General features: G+C 61.0%; 16 protein-coding genes and 1 tRNA gene. 4 read left to right on the forward strand and 13 right to left on the reverse strand.

The window, feature by feature from the left end:
• Nucleotides 1-47 precede the first annotated feature (47 nt).
• Nucleotides 48-1,844 carry an acyl-CoA dehydrogenase C-terminal domain-containing protein gene (locus GQX66_RS14545; protein WP_240869824.1) on the forward strand — a complete coding sequence of 599 codons (1,797 nt, stop codon included), beginning with the start codon at nucleotides 48-50 and terminating at the stop codon, nucleotides 1,842-1,844.
• Nucleotides 1,845-2,028: 184 nt separating this feature from the next.
• On the forward strand, nucleotides 2,029-3,807 hold the full coding sequence (locus GQX66_RS14550) for an acyl-CoA dehydrogenase C-terminal domain-containing protein (protein WP_240869826.1): 1,779 nt from the start codon (nucleotides 2,029-2,031) through the stop codon (nucleotides 3,805-3,807).
• 227 nt (nucleotides 3,808-4,034) lie between these two features.
• Here the strand turns inward: GQX66_RS14550 and GQX66_RS14555 are convergent, their stop codons facing one another.
• Nucleotides 4,035-4,964, reverse strand: a complete 930-nt coding sequence (locus tag GQX66_RS14555; RefSeq protein WP_129972185.1) for a LysR family transcriptional regulator — start codon at nucleotides 4,962-4,964, stop codon at nucleotides 4,035-4,037.
• Between the two features lie 169 nt (nucleotides 4,965-5,133).
• Between GQX66_RS14555 and GQX66_RS14560 the strand changes: the two genes are divergently transcribed.
• Together GQX66_RS14560 and GQX66_RS14565 are read left to right on the forward strand one after the other, a co-directional pair.
• Nucleotides 5,134-6,417: an aminotransferase class III-fold pyridoxal phosphate-dependent enzyme gene (locus tag GQX66_RS14560; protein WP_240869828.1), complete on the forward strand. Its 1,284-nt coding sequence runs from the start codon at nucleotides 5,134-5,136 to the stop codon at nucleotides 6,415-6,417.
• Between the two features lie 202 nt (nucleotides 6,418-6,619).
• A complete protein-coding gene (locus GQX66_RS14565; protein WP_003228885.1) occupies nucleotides 6,620-6,778 on the forward strand; it encodes a YqaE/Pmp3 family membrane protein in 159 nt (52 codons plus the stop codon).
• Between the two features lie 3 nt (nucleotides 6,779-6,781).
• Here GQX66_RS14565 and GQX66_RS14570 read toward each other — a convergent pair whose 3' ends face one another.
• The 12 genes from GQX66_RS14570 to GQX66_RS14625 form a co-directional block, all read right to left on the reverse strand.
• Entirely contained in the window at nucleotides 6,782-8,590 is a 1,809-nt protein-coding gene (locus GQX66_RS14570; protein WP_240869830.1) for a S9 family peptidase, read from the reverse strand.
• On the reverse strand, nucleotides 8,556-9,716 hold the full coding sequence (gene pqqE, locus GQX66_RS14575) for a pyrroloquinoline quinone biosynthesis protein PqqE (RefSeq protein WP_240869831.1): 1,161 nt from the start codon (nucleotides 9,714-9,716) through the stop codon (nucleotides 8,556-8,558). Before pqqE ends, GQX66_RS14570 begins: the two co-directional genes overlap by 35 nt.
• Nucleotides 9,688-9,963 (reverse strand): pyrroloquinoline quinone biosynthesis peptide chaperone PqqD, encoded by a 276-nt coding sequence (gene pqqD / locus GQX66_RS14580; RefSeq protein WP_064380313.1) that lies wholly within the window; start codon nucleotides 9,961-9,963, stop codon nucleotides 9,688-9,690. The genes pqqE and pqqD overlap by 29 nt, the downstream gene beginning before the upstream one ends.
• Nucleotides 9,960-10,712: a pyrroloquinoline-quinone synthase PqqC gene (gene pqqC, locus GQX66_RS14585; protein WP_011336228.1), complete on the reverse strand. Its 753-nt coding sequence runs from the start codon at nucleotides 10,710-10,712 to the stop codon at nucleotides 9,960-9,962. Before pqqC ends, pqqD begins: the two co-directional genes overlap by 4 nt.
• A gap of 21 nt (nucleotides 10,713-10,733) precedes the next feature.
• On the reverse strand, nucleotides 10,734-11,645 hold the full coding sequence (pqqB, locus tag GQX66_RS14590) for a pyrroloquinoline quinone biosynthesis protein PqqB (protein WP_240869833.1): 912 nt from the start codon (nucleotides 11,643-11,645) through the stop codon (nucleotides 10,734-10,736).
• Nucleotides 11,646-11,729: 84 nt separating this feature from the next.
• Nucleotides 11,730-11,804: a pyrroloquinoline quinone precursor peptide PqqA gene (gene pqqA, locus GQX66_RS14595; protein WP_003444522.1), complete on the reverse strand. Its 75-nt coding sequence runs from the start codon at nucleotides 11,802-11,804 to the stop codon at nucleotides 11,730-11,732.
• A gap of 159 nt (nucleotides 11,805-11,963) precedes the next feature.
• On the reverse strand, nucleotides 11,964-14,390 hold the full coding sequence (pqqF, locus tag GQX66_RS14600; RefSeq protein ID WP_240869835.1) for a pyrroloquinoline quinone biosynthesis protein PqqF: 2,427 nt from the start codon (nucleotides 14,388-14,390) through the stop codon (nucleotides 11,964-11,966).
• 38 nt (nucleotides 14,391-14,428) lie between these two features.
• Nucleotides 14,429-15,223: a carbon-nitrogen hydrolase family protein gene (locus GQX66_RS14605; RefSeq protein WP_240869837.1), complete on the reverse strand. Its 795-nt coding sequence runs from the start codon at nucleotides 15,221-15,223 to the stop codon at nucleotides 14,429-14,431.
• A 12-nt stretch (nucleotides 15,224-15,235) separates the two neighbouring features.
• Nucleotides 15,236-16,918 carry an NAD(P)/FAD-dependent oxidoreductase gene (locus GQX66_RS14610; RefSeq protein ID WP_085746599.1) on the reverse strand — a complete coding sequence of 561 codons (1,683 nt, stop codon included), beginning with the start codon at nucleotides 16,916-16,918 and terminating at the stop codon, nucleotides 15,236-15,238.
• A gap of 146 nt (nucleotides 16,919-17,064) precedes the next feature.
• Nucleotides 17,065-17,526 (reverse strand): Lrp/AsnC family transcriptional regulator, encoded by a 462-nt coding sequence (locus tag GQX66_RS14615; RefSeq protein ID WP_064599860.1) that lies wholly within the window; start codon nucleotides 17,524-17,526, stop codon nucleotides 17,065-17,067.
• A gap of 107 nt (nucleotides 17,527-17,633) precedes the next feature.
• The gene (locus GQX66_RS14620; RefSeq protein ID WP_085746598.1) at nucleotides 17,634-18,722 is read right to left on the reverse strand and encodes a pyridoxal phosphate-dependent aminotransferase; all 1,089 of its coding nucleotides are present in this window, start codon (nucleotides 18,720-18,722) and stop codon (nucleotides 17,634-17,636) included.
• Between the two features lie 214 nt (nucleotides 18,723-18,936).
• Nucleotides 18,937-19,013 (reverse strand) — tRNA-Ile (locus GQX66_RS14625).
• Nucleotides 19,014-19,015: the final 2 nt, after the last annotated feature.

The following is a 19,015-nucleotide window of genomic DNA, read 5'->3' on the forward strand; positions in this document are numbered from 1 at the left end:
GGGTGGCCGGCAGTAGGTTGAAGCAATCTGCTGAAGGAGAAGCCACCATGCCCGAGTACAAAGCTCCCCTGCGCGACATGCGCTTTCTGATCGACCACGTCTTTGACTTCCACACTCAGTACGCGGCTCTCGGCGCCCACGATGCCAGCCCGGACATGATCAACGCGATCCTCGAAGAAGGCGCGAAGTTCTGTGAGAACGTTCTGGCGCCGCTCAATCGCAGCGGCGACGAAGAGGGCTGCCATTTCGACAACGGCGTGGTGACAACGCCTACAGGTTTCAAGCAAGCCTTCGCACAATACGTGGAAGGCGGCTGGCACGGTCTGGCGGCAGATCCGGCTTACGGCGGCCAGGGCCTGCCGAGTTCGCTGGGGCTGGTGATCAGCGAAATGGTCGCCTCCAGCAACACCTCGTGGGGCATGTACCCGGGCCTGACCCACGGCGCCATGTCGGCGATCCACGCCCACGGCACCGAAGAACAGAAAAACACCTATCTGCGCAAACTCACGGCGGGCCAGTGGACCGGCACCATGTGCCTGACCGAAGCCCATTGCGGCACCGACCTGGGCATCATCAAGACCCGCGCCGTGCCTCAGGCCGACGGCAGTTATGCGGTGACCGGCAGCAAGATTTTCATCTCCGCCGGCGAGCACGACATGAGTGACAACATCATTCATCTGGTGCTGGCCAAACTGCCGGACGCACCGGCCGGGACCAAGGGGATTTCGCTGTTTATCGTGCCGAAATTTCTCCCGGACGCATCCGGTGAGGCGGGCGAGCGCAACGGTGTTTCCTGCGGCTCGATCGAACACAAGATGGGCATCAAGGCCTCGGCCACCTGTGTGTTGAACTTCGACGACGCCAAAGGCTTCCTGATCGGCGAGCCGAACAAGGGCCTGAACTGCATGTTCACCATGATGAACCACGCGCGCCTCGGCACCGGGATGCAGGGCCTGTGTCTGGGCGAGGCGAGTTTCCAGGGCGCAATCAAATACGCCAACGACCGTCTGCAGATGCGTGCCCTGACTGGTGCCAAAGCTCCGGACAAACCGGCTGACCCGATCATCGTCCACCCGGACGTGCGGCGCATGCTGCTGACGATGAAAGCTTTCAACGAGGGCAACCGCGCGCTGACCTATTTCACCGCGCAAATGCTCGATGTCGCGCACCTGAGCGCGGACGCCGAGGCGCGTCAGGAGGCCGAAGACCTGTTGGCGTTCCTGACCCCGATCTGCAAGGCGTTCATGACCGACACCGGGCTGGAAGTGACCAACCACGGCATGCAGGTGTTCGGTGGCCACGGATTTATCCGCGAGTGGGGCATGGAACAACTGGTTCGTGATTGCCGCATCGCACCGATCTACGAGGGCACAAACGGCATTCAGGCGCTGGATCTGCTCGGGCGCAAAGTGCTGGGCAGTCAGGGCAAGCTGCTGCGCAACTTCACCAAAATCGTCCACAAGTTTTGCGCCGCCAACGCCGGGCATGCGCAACTGGGTGAATTTGTCGCGCAGCTTGATGGCCTCAACCAGCAGTGGGGCGACCTGACCATGAAGGTCGGTATGGCCGCGATGAAGAACCCGGATGAAGTCGGCGCCGCGTCGTCGGATTACCTGATGTACAGCGGTTACATCGTTCTCGGCTACCTGTGGCTGCGCATGGCGCTGGTTGCCCAGGCGCAGCTGGAGTCGGGCGAGGGGGACGGCGATTTCTGCCAGGGCAAACTGGCGACGTGCGAGTTTTACTTCAAGCGTCTGTTGCCGCGCACCGCGGCGCATCGTTCGGCGATCGAGGCGGGCAGCGATTGCCTGATGAAACTGCCGGCCCAGTTGTTCTCCCTGTAACACGCCACTGTTAAACAAAAGAGCCCGCTGATTGCGGGCTTCTTTATGGTTGATTGCTGATGACTAAAAATAACAAATCAGTCATCGACTGACCCTATGTGTCGCAAAAGTTGTTGGGTTACACTCCAGCTCAACGAAAACACCCTTCCACGAATCACCTGTTTAGATCTTTGCGAGGTTTGCCATGGCTGACTACAAAGCGCCGCTGCGCGATATGCGCTTCGTCCTCAATGAAGTGTTCGAAGTCGCCAAACTCTGGGCCGAACTGCCGGCCCTGGCCGAGACCGTGGACGCGGAAACCGTTGAAGCCATTCTCGAAGAGGCCGGCAAGGTCACCAGCAAAAGCATCGCGCCCCTGAGCCGAGCGGCCGACGAAGAAGGCTGCCACTGGGCCGACGGTGCCGTCACCACGCCGGCCGGTTTCCCACAGGCCTATCAGACTTATGCCGAGGGCGGCTGGGTCGGTGTTGGCGGTGATCCGGCCTACGGCGGCATGGGTATGCCCAAAGCCGTTTCCGCCCAAGTTGAAGAAATGGTCAACTCCGCCAGCCTGTCCTTCGGTCTGTACCCGATGCTGACCGCCGGTGCCTGCCTGTCGATCAACGCCCACGCCAGCGAAGAACTGAAAGCCGCTTACCTGCCGAACATGTACGCCGGTGTCTGGGCCGGCTCCATGTGCCTGACCGAGCCGCATGCCGGCACCGACCTGGGCATCATCCGCACCAAAGCCGAACCTCAGGCCGACGGCTCCTACAAGGTCAGCGGCACCAAGATCTTCATCACCGGTGGTGAGCACGACCTGACCGAAAACATCATCCACCTGGTGCTGGCCAAACTGCCGGACGCACCGGCTGGGCCGAAGGGCATTTCGCTGTTCCTGGTGCCGAAGTTCATGGTCAATGCCGATGGCAGCCTGGGCGCGCGCAACCCGGCGAACTGTGGTTCTATCGAACACAAGATGGGCATCCAGGCGTCCGCCACTTGCGTGATGAACTTCGACGAAGCCGTGGGTTACCTGGTCGGCGAGCCGAACAAGGGCCTGGCCGCGATGTTCACCATGATGAACTACGAGCGTCTGGGCGTTGGCATTCAGGGCCTGGCCACCGGCGAGCGCTCGTACCAGAACGCCATCGAATACGCCCGCGACCGCCTGCAAAGCCGTTCGCCGACCGGCGCGCAGAACAAGGACAAGGTTGCCGACCCGATCATCGTCCACCCGGACGTGCGTCGCATGTTGCTGACCATGAAAGCCTCGAACGAAGGCGGCCGCGCGTTCTCCACTTACGTGGCAATGCAGCTCGACACCGCCAAGTTCAGCGAAGACGCCGCCACCCGCAAACGTGCGGAAGATCTGGTGGCCTTGCTGACGCCAGTGGCCAAGGCGTTCCTGACCGATCTGGGTCTGGAAACCACCGTCCACGGTCAGCAGATCTTCGGCGGCCACGGCTACATCCGCGAGTGGGGCCAGGAGCAACTGGTGCGTGACGTGCGCATCACCCAGATCTACGAAGGCACCAACGGCATTCAGGCGCTGGACCTGGTGGGTCGCAAGATCGTCGGCAGCGGCGGCGCGTTCTACAAGCTGTTCGCCGACGAGATCCGCCATTTCACTGCAACCGCCAGTGTCGATCTGGGCGAGTTCACCAAGCCACTGAATGACGCCGTCGACACCCTCGACGAGCTTACCTCGTGGCTGCTGGACCGGGCGAAAACCAACCCGAACGAAATCGGCGCGGCGTCGGTCGAGTATCTGCAAGCGTTCGGCTACACCGCTTACGCCTACATGTGGGCACTGATGGCCAAGGCATCGCTGGGCAAAGAAGCGCAGGACGATTTCTACGCGAGCAAACTCGGCACGGCGCGGTTCTATTTCGCCCGTCTGCTGCCGCGGATTCACTCGTTGAGCGCGTCGGTGAAGGCCGGCAGCGAGTCGCTGTTCCTGCTGGACGCTGCGCAGTTTTGATGATGTAACGTCATGTAAGCGATCTCTTACATGACGTGCTGCTGTTCTCCCATAGGCGTAGATTGGATCCAGAGCTAATCTACTTTCCATGGACGTCGCGCAGGAAGCGCAAAGCAACAACACGGACACGTAGGATTCTGCCAGGGTGGCGGAGTGAAATGGATGTCAGGGAAACAGTCTGCAAAGCCCCGCTTCGGCGGGGTTTTCTTATGCCCGCAGAAAACTTTTCAGCTCAGCGCGTCCAGTGACGGCGCACCTTTCAGCGGTTTGTCCTCACGCTGCATCACCTCTTCCAGCAATGTTCGCAGCAAGGCCAATGGCGCCTGCTGGCGTTGCACATCGCGACACACCAGCCCGACCTTCAACGGCACGCGCGGCTCACTCAACGGTTTCCACAGCAGGTCCTGATCGTCGTACTCCTTTTGCGAACGACCAGGCAGCACCGTCGCCAGACGGGTATGCGGCAGGCTGTCGAGAATCCCCACCATATTGTTCAGTTCGGCCTGCACTTGCGGGCGTCGTCCGAGGCTGGCCAGTTGCGCCTGCCAGATCTGGCGGATCTGAAATTCCTCACCCAGCAACAACATCGGCAATTCAGCGGCCTGACTCATCGAGACTTTCTTGAATTCCCGCAGCGGATGATCCGCCGGGATGACCAGTGTCAGTTCATCTTCGTACAACATCACGCCGTGCAGCCCCGGCTGGCGTGGCGGCAGATAGCTGATGCCAATGTCCAGCGAGCCGTTGAGCAGTCGCCGCTCGATCTCAAGCCCCGTCAGTTCATAAATCTGCACCACCAGATGCGGCTGGGCCTTGCGCACTCTCTCCAGCATTTGCGGCACCAGGCTGGTGTGCACGGTTTGCAGCACGCCGATCGCCAATGTGCGCAGTGCCTGACCCTTGAAGTTGCCCAGCGCCTCACGCGCCCGCTGCAGGCCGTCGAGCAGTGGCAAGGCGTGGTTGTACAAGGTGTGGGCGGCGAGGGTCGGCAGCAGGCGTTTGCTGCTGCGTTCGAACAGGGTAACGTCGAGGTTTTGTTCCAGCTGGCGAATCTGCTGTGACAGTGCGGGCTGAGAGATCGACAGGCGCTCGGCGGCACGCCCGACATGTCCTTCTTCGTAGACCGCGACGAAATAACGCAGTTGTTTGAAATCCATAAGTAATTCTTATCGAAAATGCTGGGAAATCGAAATGGCTCGAAGACAGGAACAGGCCTAGTCTAACCGCATTCACAAGGCTTACAGGGCCGGAAAGCGCAATGACCAGCGTTTGTTTTGAAAGTGTTTGCATAGGCAGTTCAAAAAACCTCGATCGAGGTTTTTTTCAATGAATCTGTTCAGTTTGCGGCGCCAGACGCCGAGCCTCGATGACCTGGCTTTTGAAACCCAGGAATCGGACGTTTCTGATGGCCTGAATGCCGAACGTCTCATGCCCAGCGTCGAGCGCCCGCAGCAGGTATTCGTTCGCGGCCAGGGCTCCTGGCTGTGGGACAGCAATGATCGCGCCTACCTGGACTTTTCCCAGGCCGGTGGCGCCAACAGCCTCGGCCACAGCCCTTCGACGCTGGTCAAGGCCATCGCCAATCAAGCCCAGGCTCTGATCAATCCTGGCTTCAATCTGCACAACCGCGGCATGCTCAGCCTCGCCGAGCGCCTGTGTGCCAGTACTTCCAGCGATCAGGCGTATCTGCTCAACAGTGGCAGTGAGGCCTGTGAGGCGGCGATTAAACTGGCGCGCAAATGGGGCCAACTGCATCGCGGCGGCGCCTCGCGGATTATTGTCGCCAGACAAGGCTGCCACGGACGTAGTCTGGCGACGATTTCGGCGTCGGACAGTTGCAACCTGCACAACCGCTTCGCGCCGTTGCTGCCGGGTTTCGATCTGGTGCCGTTCAATGATCTGCCGGCGCTGCACGCGGCGGTTGATGCGCAGACCGTGGCAATCATGCTCGAACCGATCCAGAGCGATGCCGGAGTAATCCCGACGACCGAGCATTATCTCAAGGGTGTCGAACGCTTGTGCCGTGAGTTGGGGATTCTGCTGATTCTCGATGAAGTACAGACCGGCATCGGTCGCTGCGGCACTTTGCTCGCCGAACAATCCTACGGCGTGCGCGCCGATATCGTCGTGCTCGGCAAGGGCCTCGGTGGTGGCGTGCCACTGGCGGCGCTGCTGGCGCGAGGCAAGGCCTGCTGTTTCGACTCCGGCGAGTTGGGCGGCACTCATCACGGCAACGCGCTGATGACCGCCGCAGGGCTGGTGGTGCTCGACAGCGTGCAAGACCGCGCATTCCTCGAACAAATCCGGGACAACGGCCAGCATCTGCGCGAAGGGCTCGCCCGTCTGGCCCATCGTTATGAACACGGCGAGTTGCGCGGGCAAGGACTGTTCTGGGGACTGACCCTGTCGGAAGACTCCGCCGAGGCCGTCGTCAAAGCCGCGCTGCATGAAGGCTTGCTGCTCAACGCCCCACAGGCCAACTGCCTGCGCTTCACCCCGGCGCTCAACGTCAGCAAGACCAACATCGACGAAATGCTCCTGCGCCTGGCCCGCGCCTTCTCCCGGGTACGCACCGCGCAGCTGCAATGCCGCAAAGGGATTGCCGTCTGAAGTTTCCCACCCGAATTCAAGAACCGTCTCGCGGTATAACGCACGCTCCACGCCTGATTCTTTTGGCGTGGGGCGTTTTTTTTGTGGCCGGGTAATGGTGATCAGATGGCGAGATTGTGGTTTGCACTGAACCCTGACAAACGGCACAGGTCGATTAGCTTGTATGGCTCAGGTGAGCCAACCCCCAATCAGGAGCTGCCCCATGGACTTTATCCGCATCATCATCGCCATTCTGTTGCCGCCACTGGGTGTGTTTCTGCAGGTCGGGTTCGGCGGCGCGTTCTGGCTGAACATTCTGCTGACGTTGTGCGGTTATATCCCGGGGATCGTGCACGCGGTGTACATCATCGCCAAGCGCTGAGTCTCAGGCCGTCAAACCCATCACTCGCCGGTAGAACCGCCATTCCTGCTCCAGCGCATGGGCCTGATTGGCGGCCCGGCGGAAGCCGTGACGTTCATCGGCGTAGTAATGCGCTTCGACCTCAATGCCGTTTTGCTCCAGGGCCGCGACCATGTCGCGAGTCTGTTGCGGCACGACCACGGCGTCCAGTTCGCCCTGAAAGAAAATCACCGGTACGCGAATGTTGCCTGCGTGCAGCAACGGCGTTCGGGCGGCATAGCGTTCGGCATCTTGCTCGGGATTGCCGATCAGCCAGTCCAGGTAATCGCCTTCGAACTTGTGTGTTCCGCGGGCCAGGGCTACCGGGTCACTGACGCCGTACAGACTGGCGCCAGCGCGGAACACTTGATGGAATGCCAGTGCGCACAGCGTGGTGTAGCCACCGGCGCTGCCGCCACGGATAAACGCACGCTCGCCGTCGATCATGTCGCGATCATTCAGGTAGGCCACCACCGCACAGGCATCCTCGACATCCACTGCGCCCCAACTCAGATGCAACGCCTGTCGATACTTCCGGCCATAACCGCTGCTGCCTCGGTAGTTGAGATCGGCGACGGCGAAGCCGCGTTGCGTCCAGTACTGAATGCGCGGGTCAAGCATCGGGTAGCAGGCGGAGGTAGGGCCGCCGTGGATGAACACCACCAACGGCGGTTTCACATCGCCATTCGTGGCCGGGTAAAAGAAGCCGTGTGCTTCACCCGCACCGCTTGGGTAGCGCAGGGTTTGCGGGCGGCTGATGCGCTCGGCGGGCAGCGGTGCGACACCGCCGGCCAGGACATTCACTTCACGCGATTCGCGATCAATGGCGATCACCGCTGAAGGGCTGACCGGTGAGGCGGCAATGCAGTAAACAAATTGATCATCGACAGCCAGATGACGGAAGCGGCTGTAATCACCGGTGAAGTCTTCGCCGTTGAGCGCCAGACGACCGAAACCGCCTTCGCTCCAGCTCGCCAGAAAGCTTTCGCCGGCGGGCAGCCAGGTGCAGCCGCCAAGTTGCCATGGGGCTGGCGCGTGATCGGCTTCGGCGCTGGCTAACGGTTGCAAACCATTTGCCGACTCGACCCACGGTTGCCAATACCCACCACGATCGGTCAGACAGCCCAGTCGGCCATTGGCATCGAAACGCGGTTGCTGGATCGACTCTTCAAGCGTTTCACCAGCCACGCAACGTGGGGTAGAAAATCCGCTATCAGAACGCTCGGCGAGCATCAGTCGTGTGGATGTCCACGGCTGATGCGGACGGCTCCACTCGATCCACGCCAAGCGCTGGCCGTCCGGGCTGATGATCGGCGATGCATAAAAATCCGCGCCTTCAATCAGCCTATGGCGGTCGCCATTCGCCAGATCGATAGCCACCAGCCGATGCCGATCACCGTTCTCTTCAACGGCCAGCACCTGCCCGTTGGCAAAGTGCAGATCACCATATCGGCAATCTCCGGAGGTCAATGCCACGGGCTCGCCGTCCAACGTCTGTCGGTACAACTGCTGGTCCGCCTCGTTGACGAAAACCACCCCGTCAGGCGTCAGACAAAACGCCCCACCGCCATATTCGTACACCCGGCTACGCACGCTGAAACCCGTAGGCGTCAGACATTTCGCCACACCGTCGCGCCAGTGCCAGATCCGGCAGGCGGCGTCTGTGGGGCGATATTCATTCCAGAACAAACCAAGGGCACCGAGCTGCAATTCGGCAAAATCCACGCCGGCAGCAACCGCAGCGGTGGCGCTGAAGGGCTCAGCCTTTGGCGATGAGGCGCGAGTTTCGTTCATTGCGAAAGGCCAGTTGTTCGATGGTCTGGGTGGCGTGCTCGGCTTCTTCGCGGGCCTTGAGAATCACACTGTGATGTTCGGACTTGCTGCACACCGGGTCGGCATTGCTCGCATCGCCGGTGAGCATGAAGGCCTGGCAGCGGCAGCCGCCGAAGTCCTGTTCCTTTTCGTCACAGGAGCGGCACGGCTCGGGCATCCAGTCATAGCCGCGAAAGCGGTTGAAGCCGAACGAGTCGTACCAGATGTGCTGCATGCTGTGGTCGCGCACATTGGGAAATTGTACCGGCAGCTGTCGGGCCCCATGACAGGGCAGGGCGGTGCCGTCCGGCGTGACCGTCAGAAACAGACTGCCCCAGCCGTTCATGCAGGCTTTCGGGCGCTCTTCGTAATAGTCCGGGGTGACGAAAATCAGCTTGCACGGATGCCCTTCGGCTTCCAGTTTGGCGCGGTATTCGTTGGTGATGCGTTCGGCGCGAACCAGTTGCTCTTTGGTTGGCAACAGGCCGACACGATTGAGCTGCGCCCAGCCGTAGAACTGGCAGGTGGCGAGTTCGACGAAGTCGGCCTCCAACGCAATGCACAGCTCGATGATGCGGTCGATCTTGTCGATGTTGTGCCGATGGGTGACGAAGTTCAGCACCATCGGATAGCCGTGGGCCTTCACGGCGCGGGCCATTTCCAGTTTCTGCGCGAAGGCTTTTTTCGAGCCGGCCAGCAGGTTGTTCACTTGCTCGTCGCTGGCCTGGAAACTGATCTGGATGTGATCGAGCCCGGCCTTTTTGAAGTCGCTGATCTTCTGTTCGGTCAGGCCGATGCCGGAGGTGATCAGGTTGGTGTAGAAACCCAACTGACGCGCTTCACGGATCAACTCGGCGAGGTCCTGGCGCACCAGCGGTTCGCCGCCGGAGAAGCCCAGTTGCGCCGCGCCCATCTCCCGCGCCTCACGGAATACCCTGATCCACTGCTCGGTACTCAGCTCTTTGCCCTGCTCGGCGAAATCCAGCGGATTGGAGCAGTACGGGCATTGCAGCGGGCAGCGGTAAGTCAGCTCGGCGAGCAGCCACAGCGGCAGGCCGACCTCAGGCTTGGGCGGCAGATCAGTCAAGGGTGATCCAGTGCTGCGCACGGGCAACCTCCATGAATTGCTCGATGTCGTCACCGAGCTCGGGCACGCCGGGGAACTGTCTGTCGAGTTCGGCGATGATCGCCGCGACATCCCGTTCACCGTCGATCAGGCCGCCGATCAGCGCGGCACTTTCATTGAGTTTGATCATGCCTTCCGGGTACAGCAGCACGTGGCCTTTCTGCGCCGGTTCGTACTGGAAACGGTAGCCGGGACGCCAGGTCGGGGTCTTGCTGCGGTCGAAACTCATAAGGCGATTCCTTTATGCCAGACCCGTTGATCGGTGACGCTGTGATACGGCGGGCGGTTCAGTTCGTAGGCCATGCTCATGGCATCGAGCATGCTCCAAAGAATGTCCAGTTTGAACTGGAGAATTTCCAGCATGCGCTCCTGACCTTCGCGAGTCTTGTAGTGCTCCAGCGTGATGGCCAGACCATGCTCGACATCGCGCCGGGCCTGGCCGAGACGGGTGCGGAAATATTCGTAGCCGGCCGGGTCGATCCACGGGTAATGCTGTGGCCAGCTGTCGAGACGCGACTGGTGGATCTGCGGCGCGAACAGCTCGGTCAGCGAACTGCTGGCGGCTTCCTGCCAACTGGCGCGGCGGGCGAAGTTGACGTAGGCGTCGACGGCGAAACGCACGCCGGGCAGCACCAGTTCCTGGGAGCGCAATTGATCCGGATCGAGACCGACGGCCTGGCCGAGGCGCAGCCAGGCTTCGATGCCGCCGTCTTCACCGGGCGCGCCGTCGTGGTCGAGCAGGCGCTGAATCCACTCGCGGCGGATCTCGCGATCCGGGCAGTTGGCGAGGATCGCTGCGTCTTTCAGGGGGATATTCACCTGATAGTAGAAGCGGTTGGCGACCCAGCCCTGGATCTGCTCGCGGGTGGCCCGGCCTTCATACATCGCCACGTGATACGGGTGATGAATGTGGTAATAGGCGCCCTTGGCGCGCAGGGCCGCTTCGAATTCGGCGGGGGACAGCGGGGTGTCGGTCATTGCGGTTCTCCGGGCCATTCGTTACAGGACGATGCTCATGCCGTCATACGCCACTTCAACATTGCGCCGAACCAGTTCCGCGCGTTCCGGCGAGTCTTCGTCGAGAATCGGGTTGGTGTTGTTGATGTGGATAAGCACCTTGCGTTGCTCGGGAAGCTGTTCCAGCACTTCGAGCATGCCGCCGGGGCCGTTCTGGGCCAGGTGGCCCATCTCGCGGCCGGTGCGGGTGCCGACGCCACGGCGCTGCATTTCATCGTCGTCCCACATCGTCCCGTCTACCAGCACGCAGTCGCTGCCGGACATGATGTCCAGCAGCGGCGCGTCGACCTTGCCCAGGCCCGGGGCGTAGAACAGTTTGCCGCCCGTGCTGAGGTCTTCGACGATCAGGCCGATGTTGTCGCCTGGGTGCGGGTCGAAGCGGTGCGGCGAGTAGGGCGGTGCCGCGCTGCGCAACGGCAGCGGGGTGAAGCGCAGGTTCGGGCAGGCGGCGACGGTGAAGCTCTGGTCAAGTTCGATGCGGTTCCAGTCCAGCCCGCCGTTCCAGTGCTTGAGCATGGTGAACAGCGGGAAACCGGTGCTCAGGTCTTCGTGGACCATGTCCGTGCACCAGACCTGATGCGGGCAACCTTCGCGCAGGCTGAGCAGACCGGTGGTGTGGTCGATCTGGCTGTCCATCAGGATGATCGCGCTGATGCCGGTATCACGCAGGGCACGGCCCGGCTGCATCGGGGCGAAGCTCTGAAGCTGCGCGCGGATGTCCGGCGAGGCGTTGCACAGCACCCAGTTCACGCCGTCATCGGAAATCGCGATGGACGATTGGGTACGGGCCTGGGCATTCAGGCTGCCGTCGCGAAAACCGGCGCAATTGACGCAGTTGCAGTTCCACTGCGGAAAACCGCCACCGGCGGCCGAACCCAGAATCTGGACGAACATGAACGCTCCATCATTTCAACGCTGAAAATAAAACGCCCCGGCGAGCCGAGGCGTTGCACTGCAGTGTTCTGCTTGAGGCAGGACTCAGCGGCTGGCGAAGTACATGGTGACTTCGAAGCCGATGCGCAGGTCGGTGTAAGCAGGTTTGGTCCAAGCCATCGGGTGACTCCTTTTTCAGGTGGGTGAGATAGCGCTATCCATAGGTATAGTCCACGGCAGCGCAGGGATGTTCCAAATAGTTAGGTGGCTATGTTACTCAAAATTTCAGGGGGTTGGCCCGTGAATCTTTGAGAAAGCTCCTTGCAGCCCCGGTAATGATCATTTTGCCGCTTGCCATGGCGCGTCCGGCGAAGCGGCGTTGGAGAGGCCGTGCCAGCCGCCCTCGGCGCGGATCAGACGTTGTGCGGCGGCCAGCAATGCCGGGCGATCCAGTTGGGCGATGGCGCTGCGCAGATGGGCCAGATAATCCGACGAGTGGCCGGCGAGGCGGGCCTGCCACAGGAGTTCGGCCGCATCTTTGCCGGACAGGACGCTGTCATCGAACTGATCGACAAGCGTCTGGCGTTGCCGGGCGAGGCTCGCGTCATCGAGTCGTTCGACAAGGGCTGGCAGGCTATCGAGAAACTGCTGAATGTGACCGAGCAATTGCGCGGCGGTGGCCGTGGGCGATTGCACACCGAACAGCAATCCGGTCTGGCCGTGGAGCTGACGCAGCCCGCTGAACACCGCATAACCCAGTTGCAGTTCGACGCGCAGGCGTTGGTAGAACGGTGTCTGGCACAGATGCGCTAGCAGACGCCACGCGGCTTCGTCGGCGATTTCGTGGCTGGCGGTCGGGCAGAACAGCAGCAAGGCGTGTTCGCTGGACGCGCTGTCGATCTGACTCCACCGGTATCCGGCGTTGATTGCCGACGGTGCGGGAATTTGATTGTCCGGGATGCCGGGGATGCGACTCAGGGCCAGGCCCATGGCTGACTGGGTTTGTTGGTTTAGCCCCAAAGCCAGGCCGTCCCAGCGGGAGGTTGTCCACAGGTGGGCGGCGTCATCGGATTCGCCTACCGCTGGCAGGCATTTTTCCGGCAGTACTTTGAGCAGCTGGCGGATCGGTATCAGCGCAGGTTGCGGCTCGCCTTTCGCGGAATCGACGCCCACTTGTGTCAGAGATTTCAGTGCGTGCTCCAGGACAACGGGCAGCGTGTCCTGCAGGCCAGTGAGTTTCAGCAGCCACTGATCAGCTGAGGCGCTGAAGGACAACTCGACCCCGGCCTGACGCGCGTCGTCAGAAATCTCCCGCAGACTGCGTTGCAGTTTCGCTTGCAGCTCGGCCGTGGCCGCTGCTTCCGTCTGCCAGCGAACATACACCGCACCTTCGTCACCGTTATCCGACAGTGCCTGGCTGAATTGCATCGGCGAACGTTCGCGTCGGCTGCGCGAGCGATCCTGAGCGAACGTGCGCAGCCCACGGTGGGCGCTGGTTTGGCCGCGGATCAGGCCGGCGTTGGCCAGCGGTTCGGCTGCGCGCAGGAACGGATTGGCAGCGGGCAGATGCCAGTGACTGCTGAAGTTATCCACAGTGCCGATTTTGCCGAGAATCACTTTGAGCGCCCCAACAACCTCTTCGGAGATTTCATTCTCGAGTTGTTCGCTGTCGAGTCGGGCCAGTTGCAACGCACCGCTGACCTGCTGCTGACGTTGAAGCTGTGCCGAATATTCCTCGCGTAGTGCCGGCCAGTCCTGCTGCGCTGCGAAGAAGCTCAACCAGTCGAGAAACTGTGCGCGGATGGCGTCGAGTGACCCGGATGCCCCAGTGAACTGAAGATGTAGAAAAGCCTGCCCAGCAAATTGATAAGGCACATAGGCCTGTAAGTCTTCCGCGAATCCCTGCTGCTGCAAGTGAGCGAGCAGCCCACCGGGTTTGGCGCTGTTCAACCAGTGACAGAAAAACGCCAGTGCCTCGGCCGACGACTCCGGCAAATCCTCCAACGCAAACAGCAGATTGCCGTGCCGCTCGCCGACCTGTTGATAACTTTTCTGTGGAGTGTCCATCAAGCGAACGGGGGCTGCCTGTGAAGTTTTATCCCCAGCCGTCAGCGCGGCGGCAAACTGCTCCGCCAGCGCTCGCAGTTCTTCCACGTTCTGCGGCCCGACCAGACTCAGGATCATCTGCCCGGTGCGGTAAAACTGCTGATGGAAGTCTTTCAACGCCTGCTGAAACTCCGCTTGCTCTATCGGCAGGCTGTCGCGGTTTCCGGCATGAAAGCCGCGCAAAGGATGTGCTGCCGACAATCCCTCAAACAGCGCCTCTTTCTGCTGAGCCGCAGCATCCTGCGACCACGCAACAAACTCCGCCTGCAGCACTTCCCGTTCCCGCAACTGATCGTCCGGATTCATACGCGGATGAGCGAGCATGTCCGACAGACGCTCCAGTCCACCGCTGAAGGACGTTGGCGGCAACTCAAAGAAGAAATCGGTGGTGCGCTCGCGGGTGCTGGCATTCATCTGACCGCCGTGACCTTGCACGTAGGCCATCAGCCCTTGCTGTGCAGGAAAACGCTCGGTGCCGAGAAACAGCAAATGCTCAAGAAAATGCGCCAGCCCCGGCCACGCCAACGGCACGTCATGACTGCCGGCAGCCACCCGCAACGCGGCGGCGCTGCGCTTCAGACCGGGCATGTGGCGCAGGGTCACGCGCAAGCCGTTGGCCAGGGTTTCGGTGTGGGGGCGGGGGTGAGTCGACGCAGGCATGGGCACTTCCAGAACAGTGAAGTGCCAATGCTAGCGGATTAGCGCTTGTTGAGCGCGTCGTAAAGTTCGGGGCGGCGGTCGTTGAAGTAGCGGTTGGCGTTGCGCGAGTCGACCATCAACTGGCGATCCAGCTCACCGACGATCAAGGCTTCGTCCAGTCCGGCCTGGGCGATGCGGCTGCCATCCGGCGCGGCAATGCTGCTTTGCCCGCAGTAATGAATGTCGCCTTCGTGGCTGCAGTAGTTGGCGTAAGCCACGTAGCACTGGTTTTCGAAGGCGCGGGAGCGCACGGAAACATCGGCAATGAAATCAAAAGGAATCATGTTCGCCGTCGGCACCAGAATCAGCTCGGCGCCTTCAAGGGCCAGGCGCCGGGCGTTTTCCGGGAACTCCAGGTCGTAGCAGATCAGGAAACCGAGCTTCCAGCCGTTGAGCTCGACGATGGGAAACTCGCCATCGCCGGGGCTGAACATCGAACGGTCCAGATCGCCGAACAGATGCGTCTTGCGGTAATTGCACAGGCGCTCGCCGTTCGAATCGATCAACTGCACAGCGTTGTAGATCTGTCCTTCGGCGGTGCGCTCAGGATAACCGTAGAGAATCGCCAGGCCGGCAGCCTTGGCGATTCGTCCGACCTGTTGCGCCCACTCGCCGTTATAGACCTCGGCCAATGTCGCAACCGCCTCCTTGCCGATGTTGTAGCCGGTCAGGAACATCTCCGGCACCACCAGCAGGTCGGCACCTTTGGCCTCCATCGCCAGTTGATGCAGGCGCTGAAGGTTAACGGCAGGTTCCAGTGGCAGCGGCGGACATTGGTAAAGGGCTACACGCATCGAAGATTCCTCTTACTCGGGCAGGGCGATCGGGCCGATGTCTTTGAACACATCACCCGGGCCGGGGTTCTCTTTATGTGTGGACCCGCCGAAGTGCTTCATGATTCCCCACACCGCGTTGAGCGAGGTCTGTACCGCGCCTTCGACCCAGGCCGGCGTCCACGACACGTCGTCGCCGGCGATGAAAATCCCGCGCTGCTCCGGCGGCATGTCGTCCTGCATGAAGTGCGCATACATGCGCTGGTTGTAGCGATAGTGGCCGGGCAGGGCGCCTTTGAACGCGCCGAGGAAGTGCGGGTCGGCTTCCCACGACACGGTGATCGGATCGCCGATGATCCGCGCGGCGATGTCGACTTTCGGGTAGATCTTCTTCAGCGCATCCAGCGCCAGTTTCACGCGTTTCTCCACCGGGTGCGGGAGCATCTTCAGCGCATCGCTCATCCACGAGTACGACAGGCAGATCACGCCCGGTTTGTCGTCGCCGTTGTCGAACAGATAGGTGCCGCGTGTCAGGCGATCGGTGAGGGTCATGCTCATCAGGTCGCGACCGGTTTCCGGATCCTTGTCCTTCCAGAACGGGCGATCGACCATCACGAAGGTCTTCGACGATTGCATGTAGCGAGTGCGGTCCAGCGCCATCCACATCTTCTGCGAGAACAGGCTTTCGTCGCATTCGATCTGGGTGGTCAGCAGCCAGCTCTGGCAGGTGGTCAGTACGGCCGCGTATTCGCGGGTGTCGCCGTTGTTGTCGGTGACCGCGAAACGTCCGTCAGGTGCGTGGGCGATTTTCTTCACCCCGGAGCGCGGTGCGCCGTGGTGCAGCGATTTCAGGCTGGTGCCTTGCGGCCAGTGCACGCAGCGCTCCGGCGCATGACGCCAGATACCTTGTGGCACTTGTTCCACACCGCCGACCACCAGATGCTGGTGATCGTCGCAGTTGGTCATCACGACGCGGAAGATTTCCAGCATCGAGTTGGGGAAATCCGAGTCCCAGCCACCGGTACCGAAACCGACCTGGCCGAACACTTCGCGGTGATGGAACGACAGTTTGGCGAAGGCTTTCGAGGTGGCAACGAAGTCGTAGAAGGTGCGGTCGTCCCACAGCGGAACCAGAGTGTTCCACAGCTCCTTGAGGCGTGGCACGTCACGGTCGCGAATCGCTTGCTGGATATCGGCGAACTGCGAACCGGCCTCCAGAGCGTCGGCCCAGGCGTCAGCCACTTCCTGGAACAGTGCAGGAAGATCCTTCAGGCTCTGTGCGTAATGGGTTTTGCCTTCCAGGTCGATCACGGTGCTGCCGGAGGCCGGCGTCAGCGGGTTGGGGAAGGGCTTGGTTTCGAGGCCGAGCTTGTCGACGTAGTGATAGAACGCGGTGGACGACACCGGGAAGCGCATGCCGCCGAGCTCGGCGACGATGCCGTCAGTGCCGTTGAACGCTTGGGAGCGCAGGCGACCGCCAAGCTTCGAGGCCTCGTACACTACGGGTTTCAGGCCGAGTTTCATCAGCTCATAAGCCGCCACCAGACCGGCGATGCCAGCACCCACGATTGCCACTTCGGCACCGTGGTTGTGCTCGGGAATGCTACCCAGGCCGGCCGGGTGTTCGATCCAGTCGTCGAAGGCGAAAGGAAAGTCCGGACCGAAAATGGTGATCGGTTTCTTACCGTCTGCAGGATGGCGATTGTTCTTGTTCATGGCTGACCTTGCTGGCGACCCGACGCTGGATGCGCGTCTGAGTATAGGAAAAGATGCCAGCCATTCTAGGGAGCGTAGAACACGTTAATAAGACGCAAAATGTCGTCGTTTTGAGCGTTAGTACTGCGATATGACGAAAGCGATGGTCAAACTGGATGCCCGCGATCGATCTTGCTGCTGAGGATGATCGACGTCGTGGTCTTCTCCACACCGTCTACGCTGCCGATCTGATCCAGAAGCTGATCGAGCTGCTCCGGCGAATCGGTCCGCAGCCACGCCACATAATCGAATTCACCACTAACAGCGCACAATTGCTGCACCTGAGCCATCGCGCTCAACCGGCGCAACACCTCTTTGCCGGAGCGTGGCTGCACCTTGATTCCGACGTAAGCCTGCAAGCCGCCATCCACGACACGCTGACCCAGACGCACGCCGTAGCCAGTGATGACCTTGGCCTTTTCCAGACGCGCCAGTCGCGAAGTCACGGTCGTGCGGGCGATCCCCAATTGCCGGGCCAGCATCGCCACGCTCTCGCGGGCGTTGATTTGCAGGGCCGCTATCAACTGTCGGTCAATTTCATCAAGCACGGGTGGGCGGATGTCGGACAAGGGGCGTCTCCATGGGCGCGGATCTTTGGTTGCGCATGTTACAGGCTCGGCCGGCGGTAAGCTTGTGGGCGATACTCGCGCGGTTTTCCATAGGGACTGTCTTGATATCAGACGCTGGCAAATGCCTCACGAAACCGTCGCATGTCGTCTTCCGTACCAACGCTGACCCGAATCCACGTCGGCCACTCTTTCCATACCCGGCCCACCTTGACCCGGCGATCGGCCAACGCCTGCACCACCTCCCTGGCAGAACGTTTCACGTCGACCATGAAGCAGTTGGCCTGCGACACCGTGCAGCGAAAACCGCGAGCGGTCAGCCAGGTGATTGTCTCGTCACGCAGCCTCGTGTTGGTGTGCTTGCGCTGTGGCAGCAACTGCGTGTCCTCGAGACTGGCTATGCCGCCCAACAGCGAAGGGGCCGCCGGCACGTTGTAATTGCCGAACACCTCCAGTTGCTCCAGCAGGGCGGGGTTGGCTATCGCGATACCCAGACGGGCGCCTGCCATGCCATAGATTTTCGAGAAAGTTCGCAGCACCATCAGTTCGGGATGATCCTTGACCAGCGGAATGCAGGTCGGCGCATTCGAGAAGTCGATATAGGCCTCGTCCACCAACAGAATCGTTCCTTTTGGCTTGTTCGCCAACGCGAGCAGGATATCTGCGTGTGGCGTCACAGTACCGGTCGGATTATTCGGATTGCAGACGTAGATCAGTCCCGCCTGCGGATCGGCCGCCAGCATGTGTGGAAGATCATGGGCATGATCAGGATTCAGTGCTATTTCGTGGACCGCGACCTGTCTGCCGCGAGCCGCCTCGACAGGGTCTTCATAAGAGGGCGACGCAACGACCAGGCTACCCTGTCGAGTGAAGGCGTGAACCGCATGCTGCAAGGCCAGTTTGGAGCCGCAGAAAGTCTGAACATACTCCTCCGGTATGCCTTGTTGGCGGGCAAACAGAGCGTTGAGTCGGTACTGGATCTTGTAGGGATAACGCCCGCACAGTGCAATACCTTCCTGCATCGCCTGTCGGGCGGCGAGCGCCGGTCCCCAGGGGCTCTCGTTGAAATTGATCAGTACCTCATCGCCGGGTACTGGTGCCGGTGCATCCTGACGTTGCGCCTGCCCCCAGGATGACTGCGCGAGCAGGGGGAGTGCTGCGGCGATTCCCATCAGCGAACGGCGAGTGACATCAACCATAAAAATTCCTTTTTCGAATCATCAGATGAGCCTCGGCTTTGGGTGCCAGGACATATGGTGTAACGAAATGGTTAGTTGTCGATTTAGACGGGCATGGGGCAAGCCCTGTTTACGCTTTCAGAAGTCGCACGCTTTGAAGGGAGATGGGACGACGGCCTCGTGGCGGGAAAGACAGAAACGAAAAAGCCGCACATAAGCGCGGCTTTTTCATGTTTGGTGGGCCCACACGGACTTGAACCGTGGACCAAAGGATTATGAGTCCTCTGCTCTAACCAACTGAGCTATAGGCCCTC

It is taken from the genome of Pseudomonas sp. B707, from assembly GCF_022496685.1.
GTDB lineage: Bacteria > Pseudomonadota > Gammaproteobacteria > Pseudomonadales > Pseudomonadaceae > Aquipseudomonas > Aquipseudomonas paraglycinae.